The following is a 16,530-nucleotide window of genomic DNA, read 5'->3' as shown; positions in this document are numbered from 1 at the left end:
AGAACCCATGCACACCACGCTTCACCTGCTGGCGGACGCGCCGCCCCAGATGCTGCCGGCCAGATCGCTGATGGCCTTCACCCTCGCCTCGCACATCATCCTGGTCCCCCTCGGGGTGGCGCTGCCGCTGATCACCCTCATCATGCACGCCTACGGGCTGCGCCGCGGCTCCCCGACCGCCTTGCTGTTGGCACGGCGCTGGTCGGCGGTCATGGCGGTGCAGTTCGCGATCGGCGTCGTCACCGGCACCGTCCTGTCCTTCGAGTTCGGTCTCCTGTGGCCCGGCATGATGGGCAGATGGGGCGATGTCTTCGGCATCGGCTTCGGCGTGGAGGCCTGGGCCTTCTTCCTCGAAGCGGTCCTGATCGCCATCTACCTGTACGGCTGGCGCAGACTGCCGCCCCGCACCCACTTCCTGCTGGCGCTCCCGCTGCCGGCCGCCGCCCTGCTCGGCGCCTTCGGCATCCTGGCCGCCAACTCCTGGATGAACACCCCGCGGGGCTTCACCCTCGACTCCGCGGGCAACCCCACCGACGTGCACATCTGGAAGGCCGTCTTCACCCCGATGTTCGGGCCCCAGTACTGGCATTTCGTGGTGGCGATGCTGGTGACCGCGGGCTATGTCGTGGCCGGGGTCTACGCCGCCGGCTGGCTGCGCGGCCGCCGGGACCGCTACCACCGGCTCGGCTTCACCGTCCCCTTCACCGTCGCCGCGGTGCTCACCCCCGTCCAGTTCATGCTGGGTGACGCCATCGCCCGCGCGGTCTTCCACAAGCAGCCGGTGAAGTTCGCCGCCATGGAGATCGTCTGGCGGACCGACACCCACGTCCCGGAGTACCTGTTCGGTCGCCTCCATCCGGACGGGAGCATCTCCGGAGGCATCAGGATCCCGCAGCTGGACTCCATTCTCGCCGGGTTCCGTGCGGACACGAAGGTGACCGGACTGACATCGGTGCCGGCGCAGGACCGGCCGACGGCCACTCAGGCCACCATCGCCCACTGGGCCTTCGACATCATGGTCGGGATCGGCTCGGTGCTGGTGCTGCTCGCCCTCTGGTACGGCCTCGTCTGGCTGCGCCGCCGCCGGCTGCCCGAGTCGAAGTGGTTCTTCCGGAGCGCCGCCGGCGCGGGCGCCGCCTCCGTCGTCGCCGTGGAGTGCGGCTGGATCACCACCGAAGTGGGTCGCCAGCCCTGGATCGTCTACCAGAACATGCGGGTCGCCGAAGCGGTCACCGCGACCCGTTCCGCGGCGCTGTGGACCACCTTCGGCCTCGTCGCCGTGGTGTATGTGTTCGTCTTCGGCTCGTTCCTCGTCGTGCTCCTGAAGATGCGCACCCGCTGGCGGCTCGCCGACGAACGGCACAAGGAGGCGGGAGCGGTGGAGCAACCGGAGACGGACACCCCCTACGGACCGCGCTCCCGGGTCGCAGCCGGTGGCGCTCCGGCCGCCCCCGAGCAGGGCCCGCCGACCGGCCAGGGCCCGCCGACCGGGCAGGGCGGGCCATGACCGCCGGTCTCGTCGCCGTCGTCCTGCTGCTCGCGGTCGCCGCGTACGCCTGCGCCGGCGGCACCGACTACGGGGCCGGGTTCTGGGACCTGACCGCGGGCGGCGCGGAACGCGGCAGGCGCCCCCGGTGGCTGATCGACCACGCCATGGCTCCGGTGTGGGAGGTCAACAACGTCTGGCTGATCTTCGTCTTCGTCATCATGTGGACCGGCTTCCCGGTGCTGTTCCAGAGCGTCTTCTCGGCGATGTGGCTGCCGCTGGCGCTGGCCGCCGTCGGCACCGTACTGCGCGGCGCCGGCTTCGCCCTGCGCAAGCCCAGCCGCCGGCTGGCCGGCCGACGCCTCTACGGGGCGGTGTTCGCGATCTCCTCGCTGCTCACGCCGTTCTTCCTCGGCGCCGCCGCCGGGGGGATCGCCTCCGGCAGGGCGGCACCGGGCACCGAGCCGTCGGCGGAGGCCTGGTCCAACCCCACCTCGATGCTCTTCGGCCTCCTCGCCGTCACCACCACCGCCTTCCTGGGAGCGGTGTTCCTGGCCGCGGACGCCCGCCGCTTCGACGCCCCCGACCTCGACGGCTACTTCCGGCGGCGGGCCCTCGTCGCCCTCGCCGCCGTCGCCGTACTCGCCGTGATCACCCTGTTCGTCACCCACGGTGACGCCCCGCACGTATGGCACGGCCTGACCCACGGTGTGGGCCTCGTCTTCGTCGTCATCGCGGCGCTCGCCACGGCCGCGACCGCCTGGCTGCTGCTGCGCGCCTCCGCCGCCTGGTCCCGGGTCGCCGCCGTCGGCGTGGTCGCCTCGGCCGTCCTGGCATGGGGCATGGCCCAGCGCCCGTACCTCATCCCGACCTCGCTGACCGTCGCCGAGGGCGCGGGCGCCCCCACCACACTGCGCTGGCTGATGCTCGTCAGCCTCGTCGCGGTCGTCCTGGTCTTCCCGGCGGTCGCCCTGCTGTACTGGCTCGACACCCATGGCGAGCTGGAGGCCCTCAGCGACGCCGATCTGCGGAGCAGTGGTGCCCGGGACGAGGGCTGACCGCAAGGACCCCGTGGCGCACCGGGCGCCCCGCGGGGTGAGGGCGCCATGACCGCGGACGACATCCTGCTGGGCGTCGGACTGACCGTCGCCCTCGCCGTCGGCTCCCAGATCCTGGCGAGCCGGTTGCGGGTCCCGGCCCTGGTGGTGCTCCTTCCGGCGGGCTTCGCCGCCGGGGCGCTGACGGACGTCGTCCACCCCGACGAACTGGTGGGGCAGGACTTCTCCTCCCTGGTGTCGCTGTCGGTGGCGCTGATCCTCTACGACGCCGGGCTGGGGCTGGCGCCGGAGCCGGCCTGGACCGGCTGCGGCTGGCCCAGCAGACCGCCGGCGGCACCCCCGACGAAACCGTCTCCGGAGCACTCGGCATCATCCGGGCCGCCGTCACCCTCACCGGGTTCATCGGCTCGCTGCTGGTGCTCAGCCCCGTCCTGACCGGGCTGGTGCTGGTGGCCGGGGTGCCGGTGCTGCTCGCCGAGATCGCGCTGTCGCGACGTCGGGCACGGATGGTGTGGGACATCGGCCCCGCCGAGCGCCGGGAGCTGTTCTACAACGATCTGCTCTCCAGCATGGAAGCCGCCAAGGAGGTCCGGCTGTTCGGCATCGGCGGATTTCTGCGCGGACGGATGCTGGCCGAGCGGCGCACGTCCGACGCAGCCAAGCGAGCGGTGGACCGGCGGGAGGTCCGGGCCCAGGCGGGGCTCGGGCTGCTCGCCGCGCTGATCTCCGGCGGCGGGCTCGTATGGGCGGTGGGCGCGGCGCGGTCCGGCGGCCTGTCGGTCGGTGACGTCACCCTGTTCGTGGCCGCGGTGGCCGGCGTACAGGGCGCGCTCGCCACGCTCGCGCTGGAGGTCGCCCGCACACACCAGGCGCTGCTGCTGCTCGACCACTACCTGGCGGTGACCACCGCCGGCCCCGATCTGCCGCTTGCGGCGGTGCCCCGGCCGTTCCCCGCCCTGAGCGGCGGAATTGAACTGCGCGACGTGTGGTTCCGATACTCCGACGCGCATCCGTGGATCCTGCGCGGGGTCAGCCTGCGCATCCCCCACGGCCAGGCGCTGGCGCTCGTCGGGCTCAACGGAGCCGGGAAGTCCACGCTGGTGAAGCTGCTGTGCCGGTTCTACGACCCCACCCGCGGAGCGATCCTGTGGGACGGGGTGGACCTGCGCGAGGTGGACGTCACCGCCTACCGCCGGCGCCTCAGCGTGGTGTTCCAGGACTATATGCACTACGACATGACGGCGGCGGAGAACATCGCCCTCGGGGATCTGGACGCGCTCCACGACGAGCCGCGGCTGAGCGCAGCCGCCGAACGGGCCGGCATCCACCAGAAGCTGGCAGGCCTGCCGCGCGGCTACCGCACCCTCCTGTCGCGGATCTTCTTCACCCAGCCCGAGGAGGACGGGGTGCGGACCGGGGTGATGCTCTCCGGCGGACAGTGGCAACGGCTGGCGCTGGCCCGCGCGTTCCTGCGTGAGGGGCGGGACCTGATGATCCTGGACGAACCCTCGGCCGGGCTCGACGCCGCGGCCGAGCACGAGATCCACGCCGCCCTGTGCGGCCACCGGGGCGACCGCACCGGTCTGCTGATCTCCCACCGGCTCAGCGCGGTACGCGACGCGGACCGGATCGTCGTCCTCAAGGACGGTCTCGTCGCCGAACAGGGCAGCCATGACGCGCTGATGGCGCTGGACGGCGAGTACGCCCGCCTGTTCACCCTGCAGGCGGCCGGTTACCGGACGGACGGCGAGCCGGTGGGCGCCGAGCCCGGTGCGGCGGCGCCATGAGGGCGGCGGCCTGGGCCCTGGCGGGGGGCGTACCGGTGCTGGCGTCCGGCCTCGCCCTGACCGCCTGCGCGCTGCGGCGGCGGCTGGTCGCGGTCACCGTACGCGGCGCGAGCATGGAGCCGGCCTACCGGGACGGCGACCGTGTCCTCGTACGCCGCGGCCGCCTGCCCGCACCGGGCCAGGTGGTCGTGGTGCGAGACCTCCCGGACACCGGCCCGACCACCGCACCGGACCTCGGCCGGTCCGCCACCGCCGTACCCGCCACCCCGGCCCGCGCGGTGCCCGTTCCGGCGCTGCTGATCAAACGCGTGGCCGCGGTGCCCGGAGATCCCGTGCCCCGCGCGCGGGTGGCCGCGCTGGCCGGTGTTCCGGAGCGGTACGTACCCCACGGACAGCTGGTGCTGCTCGGGGACAATCCGGCGGCCAGCTTCGACTCCCGCCACCGGGGCTACTTCGCGGCCGCGCAGGTAGTGGGAACGGTGTGGCGCTCGCTGCCCGGCTGACCGGGGTTCGGCGGCCGGCCCACCGAACCCCACCGCGGCACCGCCGCACGACCGGCGGGCTACTTCGCCTGCTGCACCCCTGCCACGATCTTCTTGGTCAGATCGAGGCCGGCGGCGCCCTTGTCACCGGACTGGACGCTGTAGAAGGTCGTGACGACGACGTTCCCGACCCGGCTCGCCACCAGCGTGGTGCCGCCCTCCCACTCGGGTGCGATGAGCTCGGCCTTGAGGGTCTGGTCGCCCATCTTCGGCACGGTGGTGGTCTTGATCGTCACCGAGGCCTTGGTGTCGCCGGAGGTGTCCTTGAAGTGCGCGCAGTGCTTGAGGACCTGCTCCAGGCGCTTCATGACCGTCTGCGCGTCCGTGCCCCGGTAGCTGTCGAGCTCCTGGTTGAACTCCTCCTGGGAGGCGTTGACGAAGTCGCCCTGCGCGAAGGCGGCGCCCTCGACGCCACTGGTCTGGATCCAGGCGCTGGCCTCCAGCTTCGGGCAGGCGCTCGCCAGGTCGACGGGCTTCTTCGCCGACGGGGCGGCCAAGCTGCCCCCGGAGTCGCGGGTGGCCTCCGGGTCGGCCTTGTAGCCCTTGGGCAGCACCCCGACCGGAAGCAGCAGGGACTTCAGCCGGGTGCCGTTGAGCAGGCGGGTCTCGGGAGCGCCGGCACCGGCCGACGGGGCGGAGGTGTCCTTCGAGGGGCTGCCGGAGCCGCCGGAGCAGGCGGTGAGGGCGAACGGCAATGCAGCGGTCGCGGCGACCGTCACCAAGGCACGACGAAGCTTCATGAAGCCTTCTTCTGGATCAAATAACGAGGTCAGGAAGGGAAGAGGGCCGTCGCGGTATGGGGGTGCGCGGTGCGGCAGGCGCTGATCGTAAGGCTGTGCGGCCGTGCCGCCTAGCGATCCGCCGCCGGCCGGCGGAGGGGCGGCCGGGGAACCGCAGGGGAGAATCTCAGCGAAACCGGGCAGTTGCCCCTGGTTTTCGAGAATTTCCTATGGCAACCATCACGCCGCCAGGGCACCCGTTCCAGGCCCCGGCCGCTGTGTCAGTGGTCGCTGCCATGATGCCCGCAACATCGACGGCAGGGGAGCGGAACATGGTGGAACAGGCCGTAGGACCGATCGTCGAGGCGCTCGCCGCGCAGGCGCCGAACGGCTGGTCGCAGGCGGTGCTGCACAGCCGGGCAGGGCGGCGCGGCAGCTCGGTGACCGGTGGATACACCGTGCGGGGGGAGTATCGGAACACCGGCGTGCCCAACCCCTACAGAGAACTCATGGCGCTGGGCGAGGCACTCCGCATGGACCGTGGCTGGGATCCCGTCAGCCTTGAACTCCGGTGCCGGCCGTCCGGTGAGTACAGGCTCGTCGTCTTCCACGGAGCCGTCACCCGGGTGACCGGTGGGGGCAGCGGCTTCCACGTGATCCTCGACGGCGACTACCGCCTGCCCCAGCCCGGTCGGCATCAGCAGCCCGGCACCGCCGCACCGGCCGGCGACCCCGAGCCGGCCGCGGCCCGCTTCCGTGCCTACCTCCAGCGGCGCGCCGAGATCCTGGGACACCCCGAGGAGCTGCCCCCGCCCGCCACTCCCGCCGCCATCGACGAAGCCGAACGTCGCCTCGGCCGCCGCCTGCCCGCCGACCTACGGGCGCTCTACCTGATCGCCGACGGCGACGGCGTCGGCTACGACCACCGCTATCTGTTCCAGGGCAACGCCTGGCTGTCGCTGGAGAGCATGGTCGCCGAGCACTCCGACTGGAGCGGGGGCGACCGCCCCTGGTACGGCTGGGACCTGGAATGGGACTCCGTCGTCTTCGACACCGCCCCCGCCGACACCGTCCGCCGCTGCGGAGCCCACCCCGGCTGGTTGCGCTTCGCCACCGGCCACGACGGCAACTTCCTGGCCGTCGACACGGACCCGGCCCGCGACGGCCGCCCCGGCCAGATCATCCACACCGGTCGCGACTACGACCAAGGACCCGTCTACGCCGAGGACTCGATCACCTCCCTCCTCGGCATGTACCTGGAACTGCTGGACCAGGGCGCATACGAGAAGGCGGGCGACCACATCGAGCTGCTGTCGCCCACGTCCGATCCCGCCCCCCAGCGGATCATCGGCGAGATCCCCGACGAGGTCCCGCCCACCCTCCAGGCGATCCACATCAACAACACCAGCGACCTCGTCGACCTCACCCCGCTCACCGCCGCCACCCACCTCCGTCTGCTGCACCTCAACCGCTCCACCACCGCCGATCTGACACCGGTGCGCGAACTGCCCGTCGAGTCCCTGCGCCTCACCCTCACCGGCGGCGATCTGACCCCGCTCGAAGGCCACCCCCGGCTCACCGCCCTCGCCCTGAACACCACCGCCCCGGTCGACCTCACCCCGCTGCGCACCACCCACCAGTTGCGCGGTCTCGACCTCTCCGGAGCCGACGTCCCCGACTTGACGGTCCTGGCCGACCTGCCGGACCTCCGCTTCCTCTCCCTCACCGCACGCCAGTGGACCGCCTTGCTGGACGAGGGCAAGGTGCCACCCACCCTCGCCGCCGCCCGCCTGGCCGACGCGGACGCCACCTTCGACGAGGCCCTCGCCCTGGCAGCCCGCCTCGGCCTCGACACCGACGACGCCCTCCGCGCCACCGGCACCCTCCAGACCGCCGACGGTGACGGGAGCCCGTGAGGGTTGCGGTCGTGATGTGAGGCATCCCCTTCCTCAGGGATGCGGGGCGGCATTGTGCCCGTACGGAAGCAGGATCGCCACCAGTATCAGAAAGGACCGCTCGTCTCAGTGGTGATCTGACGCCCTGCCAACTTCCTTACGCATATGCCGGATACGCTCCCGCAGGTCGTCCTACGATCTTCTATTCCCACGGGTTGAGGGTGCTAATGGTCCGGAAGAAGTCGCCGACGAGATTGCCTTCCGTGGCGGTTTACGCGTGGCTGATACCAGTAGTTGCGTCCGCGATCGTGGTGAGCATCGTCGGATCGTCGGCGTTCGCTGCGGCACTGTGGATCGGCGTGCCGGCGGTGGTAGCGGTGGCCGCCACCGCGAGCCTGGCCGCCAGCCGGAGCCGTGAGGCCGTCGCGTTGGCGGAAGGCGGCCAGTCGCAGACGGTCGCGATGGCGCGGCAGCAGGAGGCGACCGTTCGGCTGGCCGACAACCTGGTGCCGGACATGCTGACGCGGCTGCGTCTGAACGAGGCTCCCGAGGAGGTACTCAACTGGCTCACCGCACGGTGGGCGGACTCCTACAACGGTCTGCCCCCCGAGTTCCAGGCGGCCCACTGGTCGGTGCTGCGCACCGTGATCGAGGCCGTGGACGCGGAGGAAGGCCTGCGGGACTCCGCGCAGCGGTCGCTGGTGAACCTGTCCCGCCGCGTGCAGGCCATCGTGCACCAGCAGGCGCAGGAGCTGCGGGAGATGGAAGACCGCCACGGCCGGTCGCCCGGTGTCTTCGGCGACCTGCTGCGGATCGACCACAACACCGCGCTGATCGGCAGGCTCGCCGACTCCATCGCGGTACTCGGCGGCGCCCGCCCCGGCCGCCAGTGGAACCGGCCGGTGCCGCTGTACAGCGTGCTGCGTGGTGCGATGTCCCGGATCGTCGGCTACGAGCGGGTCGATCTGAGCCCCGCCACGGACGTCGCCGTCATCGGTCCGGCCGTCGAGCCGCTCATCCACGCCCTGGCCGAGCTGCTGGACAACGCCACGCGCTACTCGCCGCCGCACACGCGTGTCCATCTCACGGCGGCGGAGGTGCAGTCCGGGATCGCGGTGGAGATCGAAGACGGCGGCGTGGGCATGAGCGAGTCCGCCCGTCGGCGCGCCGAGCAGATGCTCGCACAGGCACAGCAGGGCATCGACCTCGGCGACCTGGGGGAGACCCCGCGGCTCGGTCTGGCCGTGGTCGGCAGGCTGGCCCAGGCCTACGGTCTTCAGGTCGCCCTCCGCGCGTCCGCCTACGGCGGCGTACGGGCCGTGGTCATCGTCCCGCAGCAACTGATCACCACCGTGGCCGAGGCCTCGGGTGTGGCGCACGGGATCGGTACCTTCTCCGGTCCCCGGGTGGCGGGCGGACCGCCGCAGTCGCCTCCCCGCCAGTCGATGAGGCCGCAGGTGGCGAGCCACCAGACCGAGACGCCGCCGGCGGTCGAGCGTACGGCGAACGGTCTGCCGCAGCGGCGCCGCAGGATGCGCATGGCGGAGGCGGCGGAACCCACTGCAAGCACACGCCAAGCGGAGCCAGGACCACAACGAGCGCCGGGAGAGTGGCTGGTCGCGTTCAAGGACGGCCTGACGGGCGACGGCAACAGCGGTAGCGACGACGCCGCCGCGCCGAGAGGAGAACAGTGAATCAGCGGCAGGCCAACCTGGACTGGATGCTCAAGGATCTGGCGGAGAGCGTGCCGCAGACCCGCAACGTCGTGGTGCTGTCCGCGGACGGGCTGCGCATGGGCCAGCACGGTGGGGACACCGACGCCGCCGACCGGCTGGCCGCGGCCTGTTCGGGGCTGCAGAGCCTGGCGGGTGCGGTGAGCGCCGAGCTGCCCCAGGCGGGCAGGATGAAGCTGGTGGTCATCGAGATGGAAGGAGGCTTCTTCTACTTGATGGCGGCCGGCGCGGGCGCCTACCTCGCGGTACTGGCCGACGAGGGCGTGGACGCCGGCTTGATGGGCCAGCGCATGCGCGACCTCATCATCCGGCTGGGAGAACACATCACGAGCCCGCCCCGCAGTGACGGGCAGGCCAGGTGAACGACTCGGACCAGGACGGGATGGATGACGTCCCGGAGCGTCTCTATGTCATCACCGGTGGCCGCGCATCCGCCTCCAACCGCCTCGACCTCGTCACCCTGATCGTGGCCAGGACCGGTCCCACGCCCGGGACCCAGCCGGAACACGCGGCGATCCTGAAGCTGTGCCAGGCGCCGCTCTCGGTGGCCGAGATATCCGCCTACACCGGTCTGCCGGTGAGCGCCGTGACCGTATTGATCAGCGATCTCCTGGACGATCAGAGGGTGCTCACGCGCGCACCGGTGCCGCCTGCAGAGCTTCCCGACATCTCACTTATCGAGAAAGTGATCGATGGACTTCAAAAACTCTGAGCCCATGGCGCCGCTCAGTGAGGAACGGCTGCCGCACACGGCGTCGGCCGCGGTCAAGATCGTGGTGGTGGGCGGCTTCGGGGTCGGCAAGACGACCCTGGTCGGTTCGGTGAGCGAGATCCGGCCGCTCACCACCGAGGAGACGATGACGCAGGCCGGCGTCGGCATCGACGACCCCGCGGGTGTGGAGCGCAAGACGGCGACCACCGTCGCGATGGACTTCGGCCGGATCAGCATCAGCGACGAGCTGGTCCTGTACCTGTTCGGCACCCCCGGCCAGGAGCGGTTCTGGTTCCTGTGGAACGGCCTGTTCGAAGGCGCCCTGGGCGCGGTGGTGCTGGCGGACACCCGCCGCCTGGAGGTCAGCTTCGATGTGATGGGCCGCCTGGAGGAGAGCGGCGTCCCCTTCGTCGTCGCGGTCAACTCCTTTCCGGGCGCCCCGGTGCATTCGCTGGACGAACTCCGCGCCGCCCTCGACCTTCCCTCGGGCGTTCCCCTCCTGGCCTGCGATGCCCGGCGCCGTGACTCCAGCCGCGACGTCCTGATGACCCTCATGCACTACCTCCACTCCCTTGTCGTATCGGAGACCTCATGAGCACGACTCCCCTCCCACCGCCCGGGTGTCCGGCCCACGGCCTCGGCCCGGACGGTCTGCAGCGCCTGTACGGCGTGGAAGCCGAGCGGGACCCCATGCACCTGTACGAGAAGCTGCGCGCGGAGCACGGCGCGGTGGCACCCGTACTGGTCCACGGAGACCTGCCGGCCTGGCTGGTCCTCGGCCACAACGAGAACCTCGAAGTGGCCCGCAACTCCAGCCGGTTCGCCCGTGACCCGCGGGTGTGGCGCGCCGTGCAGGAGGGGGAGGTGGTTCCCGAGGAGCATGCGCTGGGTCCGTTGGTGACCTGGTGGCCGGTGATCAACTTCAATGACGGCCCGGTCTTCGAGCGGTTGCGCAGCGCGGTGCTGGAGTCCCTCCAGCGTTTCGACCGGCGCGGGATCCGCCGCTATGTGATGCGCTTCGCCCACCAGCTGATCGACGAGTTCGTGGCCACCGGCCGAGCCGATCTCGTGGCGGAGTTCTCCACCCAGTTGCCGATGCTGGTGATGACACAGCTGATCGGGGCACCGGACGAGCACGGCCCGAAACTCGTACGGGCGGTCCCCGACATGCTGGAGGGCTCGGACACCGCTCTCGCCAGCGACGAGTACGTCACGACCATGCTCTACCAACTCGTCGAGAACAAGAAGGCCGCCCGCGGCCACGACCTCACGTCCTGGCTGCTGGACCACCCCGCGGAGCTGACGGACGTCGAGGTCCTGGCGCATGTCCGGGTGGTCCTCGTCGCGGCCTACGCGACCACGGCGAACCTGATCGCGAACACCCTGCGGATGGTGCTCACCGACCCGCGCTTCCGCGCGAACCTCTCGGGTGGCCGGATGACTCTCCCGGACGCGCTGGAGCAGGTGCTGTGGGACCAGCCTCCCATCAACACCGTCCTGGGGCGCTGGGCGACGGCGGACACCGTGCTGGGCGGACAGGAGATCAAGCGCGGTGACATGCTGCTGCTCTCCCTGGCCGCGGGCAACGTCGATCCGGAGATCCGCCCGGACCTCTCGCAGTCGGTCCACGGCAACCGCTCGCACCTGGCGTTCAGTGCCGGCGCGCACGAGTGCCCGGGTCAGGACATCGGCCGCGCCATCGCCGACACCGGCATCGAGGTGCTGCTGGCGCGCCTGCCCGACATCGAGTTGACCGTGGACGACTCCGAACTCAGCCGCCGCGGCACGCTGATGTCCCAGCAACTCGTGGAACTTCCGGTGGCGTTCACCCCCAAGCGTGCCGGCGCGGCACCCGCCGCACCTCCCGCGCCCGGCCCGATGCCGTTCCCCACGCCCGCGACCGCGGTCCATGTGGCGCCACCGCCCCGGACCCGGCAGCTGTGGCCGTGGCTGGGACGCCTGTTCCGCCGCCGCTGAGCCCGTCGAAGGCCGGCGCCGAGCCCATCGGAAGGGGCCCGCAGCTCATCGCTGCGGGCCCCTTCCGCTATTCCGTACCCGGCCTCCTGGACCGGCTCACCGGGTCCAACTGCCGCCACCACCACGCCAGCGCGGGCAGCGGAGGCGGCTCGGCGCTCGGGACACTCGGGGTGTCGCTCCACACGACCCGCGTCGGTCAGGGCCTGGACCGGGGCAGCGTAGAGGGTGTCGGGCGACAGCCGCGTCCCGTTCGCCGCGTCGGACCAAGTGAGGCTGAACCGGGTGCCGTTGGCGAGCGCTCCGAGGCCGGCGTAGTCGTTGAGGCTCGGCATCCGGCCGCGTTCGGCGTTGGCGGTACGCCAGCCGGCCCCGATCAGCCAGTCCCGTGCTCCCTCCGTGAACCTGCGCAACTGGAAGGGCGTGAGGAGGTCGTGGGTCCGTGTGACGAGGTCGTCGAAGCCGTCGTGAGCGGTCCGGGAGGAAGGAGTGAGCAGCCGGGGGTTTCCAGGGCGGGTGAGTCGGGCGCGGTGATCGGCGATGTCGGCCGTGCTGGTGGTCGCGGGACCGGCGTCCTGCCAGTCGTCGATCGCGTTGGCCCAGTAGTTCCACAAGGTGAAGGTCAGCACATGCTCGAAGTCGCCGAACGGGATGACCCGGCAGGAGAAGTCGGTGCTGTGGGTGGCCAGGCCCCAGGCGCGCTCGGTGGCATCGGGATAGAGACCGAAGTCGTCGATCCACGCCAGGGCCCGCCGCTCGATCTCCTTCGCCTCGGCGTGCTGCCACGCGTTGAACGGGCAGAAGAACGGCGGGAGTTGCCATCCGATGCGGGAGGGGTGCCCATGCTCGGGAACCATCGTTTCAGCCTCCGAGCCGGAAGAGCAGCAGCCGGGTCTCGACGGCGTGGTCGCGCCATATGCGGAAGAGCTTGCCGTGGGCGATGGCGCTCTCCTGAAGCCGCGTCAGGGACCACGAGGCCTGTGGACCGCCCTGTTCTATGCGGGTCAACTCGGCGGTGTTCCACGCCATCGACTGCAGCCAGAACTCGCTGACGCCGTCCGTGACGTCCTCGTCCTGCTCCAGTTCGAAGCCCGCTTCCTTCGCGGCGATGATGTACTCGGTGAGGGTGCCCAGCCGGGTCTTGTAGTAGCCGTTGATCCAGTCGACCCATTCAGGGCGGCAGATGAAGTGCTCCTGGATGCCGAACCAGCCCCCGGGGCGCAGTGCGCGGGCCACGACCTGGAAGAGCCCCTCGCGGTCCATATAGCCGGAGCTCTCGTTCGCGTAGGCGGCGTCGTATCTGCGCTCCTCGGTCAGCTCGTGGATGTCCCCCAGCCGCGGGGTGACGCGCCGACCGACGCCGGTCTGCCTCGCGAAGGCCTCGATGACCGGGACGTGTTCGGCCGCGATGGTGAGGCCGGTCACCTGTGCGCCGTGCTCCTGAGCCCAGTACAGCGAGCCGCCGCCCAGTCCGCAGCCGATGTCGAGCAGGTGTGCCGGGGGTGGGCCGGCGGCCGTCCACGAGCGGGCCGCGTGCGCCACGATCGCCTCCTGCGACGCGACGATCCGCCGCTTGAGGACGCGCTGTGGGACGGTGGTGTTGAGGGTGACGGTGGGGTCGAAGAGACCGACGTGGAAGTGTACCCGCGGTCCCGGGCCGTACTTGTGGAGTATGTCGGCCGTCTTCCGCCGGTAGTACAGCGGCACCGCGCTCTCATCGAACGCCTGGTCGTCTGACGTCGGCCGAATGGCTAGGTCACCGTTTCTCTTCATGGGCTCTCCGGGGCGTACTCGGGTGTGCGTGGGAGACCGGACCACACTGCCCACAACGGGCCAGATCAATTCGGTTTTGAATCATCTCGCCACCAGGTGATGCATATCCGTGATCATGATTGCAGGTTTACCATCGCCTGCTGGATCGGTCGTACGGAGACCTCCGCGTGAGCAGTGGCTCCGACGCCAACATCGAGCTACCCGCGCCGAGTTGACCGCCTTCCGCTACATGGCTCACCGCTTTCACGACAGGCGTGCGGGCCGGATCGCCCGGCTCGCACCAACGGATCGAGTGTTGTTGAACCGGCGGACTGCTGTGCAAGCCCACCACTTTACGGCCAAAAGCGCGCCGGCGGAGGGTGCCTGTGCGCCCGAACACCACCATGCGCCCCCGGCCGAGCCCGCCAAGCTGACGGCCCCTCGCCTGCACCGGACGCCCGGTGGCGCCTTCGCCGGACCCCAGGAGGCCGCCGACCCCCGGATGAGGCGCTTCCGGGAGGGCACCATGCTGACGTGGTGACCGCTATGCGTACGCCACCCAGAACTCGATCAAGAGGGCGAAATACATGCCGGGGGCGCTCGACACCGGTTCGAATCCCGTCCACGTCCCCATGTGGCGAGGCAGGATGGGCGAGTTGGCGTGGGTCACCGTCGGCGGCAGCCACTGCCCGCGGAGCAGTAGGTAGAAATAGGGGAAGAACAGGGTGATGAGCGCGGGGAGGGCGGCCGTCGCCCCCAGCAACGCGACCAGTGTCAGGCCCGAGACCCTGTCCTTCGGTATGTAGGACCACTGTCCTCTCCAGGTCGAGGAGAGCGTCACGGGAATCCACAGCACCGAGATCGCCACGCCGGCCCAGGCGAACGACAGCACCGACGCCACCACGCAGTGTGTACGGAACCGGGACGCCGAGATCCGGCGCGTCGCCGCGAGGTTCCCCATGCGCACCAGGTGCACGACCAGCAGGAGGGTCACCGCGGCCAGGAGCGTGCTCTGGACCTGCCACGGCCGCAACACCACGGCCACCAGCGCGAAGCCGGGGAAGAAGGCCGTGATGTTCCGGCACGACGTGACGAAGTAGCGCACCCAGGCAGGCGCGAGGTACCGCTCGGTGATGACCGGTGTCGGGGGAAGGAACTCGCCCGCGGTATCGGCTTCAGGGGACCGCAGCGCGGCCAGCAGCTGGAACAGGCTGCCGGGACGCCGTTCACGGAAGTCCAGCCACTGATGCCGTCGGAGTTCCGCCGCGTCGGACGGCAGGCGGACGGTGTCCAGGAGGACGCAGATCGCGCGGGGCCCCAACCGCCGTATCGCTCGTGCCGTTTCTGGCCAGGGAGCCTGTGAGCTGACCAGTACCAGGACCCACCGTGCCGGAGACGCGCCCGCCGCCATGCCCGCCTGCCGGCACGCCACCCTGAGGTGGTGGGCGACGGCCTCCTCCGCCGGCGCCGGACACCGCACCTCGACCGTCACCGGTGCTTCCCCGACAGGCGCCGGCAGCGCGGCCAACCGCTCACAGAGGATCTTCCACTGGGTCATAAAGACCACATCCGCACCGCGCGGCAAGGCGGAGGTGTCCAGCGAGGGGTATGCGTCCCAGGCCGCGCGGAACTCCGTCCACTCCACGGCGAACTGCTGGCGCGCGCGCCGCATCCTGATGATCCGCGTGCGGTGATGGTCGCCGTTCGCCCCGGTAGGCAGCCACAGATGCAGTGTGCGTGACCGCCCGACCACGACCGCGCCCGCGGCTGCGCACACCACCGCGCCCGCCAGTGGTGCTCCGAGCATCTCCGCGACGGCGGTCATCTCGGGCGGGGTCGGGAAGAACAGCTCCGTGACGGCGGCGTTCCGCAGCTCCCCGGACTTCATCACGAGCCCGACGCCGACAAGGACGGTCAGTCCCACGCCCACGGTCACGACGAAGCCGATCGCCAGCGCCGTGCGGCTGCTTCGGCGCCGCACCAGTCGCATGCCCGGGACCAGGACACAGGGCGCCAACGGCGCCGCCAGAGCGGTCAGACCCAGCAGGCCGAACATCATCCCCTGCCAGCGCTTGGTGCGCATCACCTCCAGCGCGCTGCCCCGGTCCACCCAGGGAACGTCGTGGTCGAAGGGGTTCCACGCCAGGTGTACGACCGAGAGGTCCAAGCCCACCAGGAGCACGATCGCCCACACCAGGGCGATGGAGGTGAGCACCGACAGCACCACCGTCGCGGCCACCGGGGTGGGCATCCGGCCGGGCAGGCCGAAGCGGTTCGGCCGGGGAGCGGCGACGCCCGTGTCGGTGCGCGCCTGGGCCATCGCCTCCGCGAGCTCGGCGGCGCGCTCCCAGAACCGGGTGCGCAGGTCGTGTACGGGGAAGCCGGCGAGTTCCGGGGGAAGTTCGACGGCTTCGACGACACCGATGTGAAGCGGGATGCCGCGCTCCAGGGCCCGGGTCCATTCGCGCCGTACGTAGGCCGAGGCGAGAGCCGCCGGCGATGCCAGCAGGAGCAGGGCGTCAGCGTGGTCGAGGCTTTCGTCCAGGGCCTTGGCCCAGTCCATCCCCGGCCGCAGCCGCTGCACATCGAACCACGGGTCCAGCGCGGCCTGCGATCTCAGCGTCGCGGTCACCGCCTCGGCGAAGTGGAATTCACGCCGCGAGTAGCTGACGAACACCGTCACCGTTCGACGCGCGCTCTCCGACCGCACAGGGGGATCGGCAGTCCCCTTGGTCTCCTCGGTCCCCTCATGCCCGCCCCCAGCCATCCCCTCATGATGCCCGCGACGCTTCGGCTGTCAACGAACCCGCAGCAGGGGGACTGGAAGAGGCCGGTGTCATCACCGGGTACCGGGCCGCCGTCGATCCCGCGG

Annotated in this window: 13 protein-coding genes and 2 pseudogenes; 11 read left to right on the top strand and 4 right to left on the bottom strand. The window is 70.9% G+C overall.

The window, feature by feature from the left end:
* The first annotated feature begins 7 nt into the window (after nt 1-7).
* The 5 genes and pseudogenes from WAB15_RS04320 to WAB15_RS04300 all read left to right on the top strand — a co-directional run bounded on the left by WAB15_RS04320 (nt 8) and on the right by WAB15_RS04300 (nt 4,834).
* Nucleotides 8-1,507 (top strand): cytochrome ubiquinol oxidase subunit I, encoded by a 1,500-nt coding sequence (locus tag WAB15_RS04320; protein WP_407285387.1) that lies wholly within the window; start codon nt 8-10, stop codon nt 1,505-1,507.
* Entirely contained in the window at nt 1,504-2,544 is a 1,041-nt protein-coding gene (locus WAB15_RS04315) for a cytochrome d ubiquinol oxidase subunit II (RefSeq protein ID WP_407285386.1), read from the top strand. Before WAB15_RS04320 ends, WAB15_RS04315 begins: the two co-directional genes overlap by 4 nt.
* A 48-nt stretch (nt 2,545-2,592) precedes the next feature.
* Nucleotides 2,593-2,826, top strand: a pseudogene (locus WAB15_RS04310) (sodium:proton exchanger); the annotation flags it as partial.
* Nucleotides 2,827-2,960: 134 nt separating this feature from the next.
* On the top strand, nt 2,961-4,331 hold the full coding sequence (locus tag WAB15_RS04305) for an ABC transporter ATP-binding protein (RefSeq protein ID WP_407285385.1): 1,371 nt from the start codon (nt 2,961-2,963) through the stop codon (nt 4,329-4,331).
* Nucleotides 4,328-4,834 carry a S26 family signal peptidase gene (locus WAB15_RS04300; RefSeq protein WP_407285384.1) on the top strand — a complete coding sequence of 169 codons (507 nt, stop codon included), beginning with the start codon at nt 4,328-4,330 and terminating at the stop codon, nt 4,832-4,834. The genes WAB15_RS04305 and WAB15_RS04300 overlap by 4 nt, the downstream gene beginning before the upstream one ends.
* 59 nt (nt 4,835-4,893) lie before the next feature.
* Here the strand turns inward: WAB15_RS04300 and WAB15_RS04295 are convergent, their stop codons facing one another.
* Nucleotides 4,894-5,613 carry a hypothetical protein gene (locus WAB15_RS04295; protein ID WP_407285383.1) on the bottom strand — a complete coding sequence of 240 codons (720 nt, stop codon included), beginning with the start codon at nt 5,611-5,613 and terminating at the stop codon, nt 4,894-4,896.
* Between the two features lie 311 nt (nt 5,614-5,924).
* Between WAB15_RS04295 and WAB15_RS04290 the strand changes: the two genes are divergently transcribed.
* From WAB15_RS04290 to WAB15_RS04265, 6 genes are all read left to right on the top strand, one after another.
* Complete coding sequence (locus WAB15_RS04290) at nt 5,925-7,508, top strand: SMI1/KNR4 family protein (protein ID WP_407285382.1); 1,584 nt, start codon at nt 5,925-5,927, stop codon at nt 7,506-7,508.
* A gap of 206 nt (nt 7,509-7,714) precedes the next feature.
* Nucleotides 7,715-9,181, top strand: a complete 1,467-nt coding sequence (locus tag WAB15_RS04285) for a sensor histidine kinase (RefSeq protein WP_399144731.1) — start codon at nt 7,715-7,717, stop codon at nt 9,179-9,181.
* Between the two features lie 26 nt (nt 9,182-9,207).
* Complete coding sequence (locus tag WAB15_RS04280) at nt 9,208-9,582, top strand: roadblock/LC7 domain-containing protein (RefSeq protein WP_407289158.1); 375 nt, start codon at nt 9,208-9,210, stop codon at nt 9,580-9,582.
* Nucleotides 9,583-9,602: 20 nt separating this feature from the next.
* Nucleotides 9,603-9,932 (top strand): DUF742 domain-containing protein, encoded by a 330-nt coding sequence (locus WAB15_RS04275; RefSeq protein WP_399145057.1) that lies wholly within the window; start codon nt 9,603-9,605, stop codon nt 9,930-9,932.
* The gene (locus tag WAB15_RS04270) at nt 9,913-10,527 is read left to right on the top strand and encodes a GTP-binding protein (protein ID WP_399144733.1); all 615 of its coding nucleotides are present in this window, start codon (nt 9,913-9,915) and stop codon (nt 10,525-10,527) included. Before WAB15_RS04275 ends, WAB15_RS04270 begins: the two co-directional genes overlap by 20 nt.
* Complete coding sequence (locus WAB15_RS04265; protein WP_407285381.1) at nt 10,524-11,909, top strand: cytochrome P450; 1,386 nt, start codon at nt 10,524-10,526, stop codon at nt 11,907-11,909. Before WAB15_RS04270 ends, WAB15_RS04265 begins: the two co-directional genes overlap by 4 nt.
* 200 nt (nt 11,910-12,109) lie before the next feature.
* Here WAB15_RS04265 and WAB15_RS04260 read toward each other — a convergent pair.
* The 3 genes and pseudogenes from WAB15_RS04260 to WAB15_RS04250 form a co-directional block, all read right to left on the bottom strand.
* Nucleotides 12,110-12,763 (bottom strand): annotated as a pseudogene (locus WAB15_RS04260) (terpene synthase family protein); the annotation flags it as partial.
* Between the two features lie 4 nt (nt 12,764-12,767).
* Nucleotides 12,768-13,679 (bottom strand): SAM-dependent methyltransferase, encoded by a 912-nt coding sequence (locus WAB15_RS04255; protein WP_399144736.1) that lies wholly within the window; start codon nt 13,677-13,679, stop codon nt 12,768-12,770.
* A gap of 523 nt (nt 13,680-14,202) precedes the next feature.
* Entirely contained in the window at nt 14,203-16,425 is a 2,223-nt protein-coding gene (locus WAB15_RS04250; RefSeq protein ID WP_407285380.1) for a toll/interleukin-1 receptor domain-containing protein, read from the bottom strand.
* Between the last annotated feature and the right edge of the window lie 105 nt (nt 16,426-16,530).

Source organism: Streptomyces sirii, assembly GCF_045690365.1.
GTDB lineage: Bacteria > Actinomycetota > Actinomycetes > Streptomycetales > Streptomycetaceae > Streptomyces > Streptomyces sirii.
The sequence above is the reverse complement of the archived record's forward strand: the minus strand, read 5'-3'. Positions and strand labels throughout refer to the sequence as shown.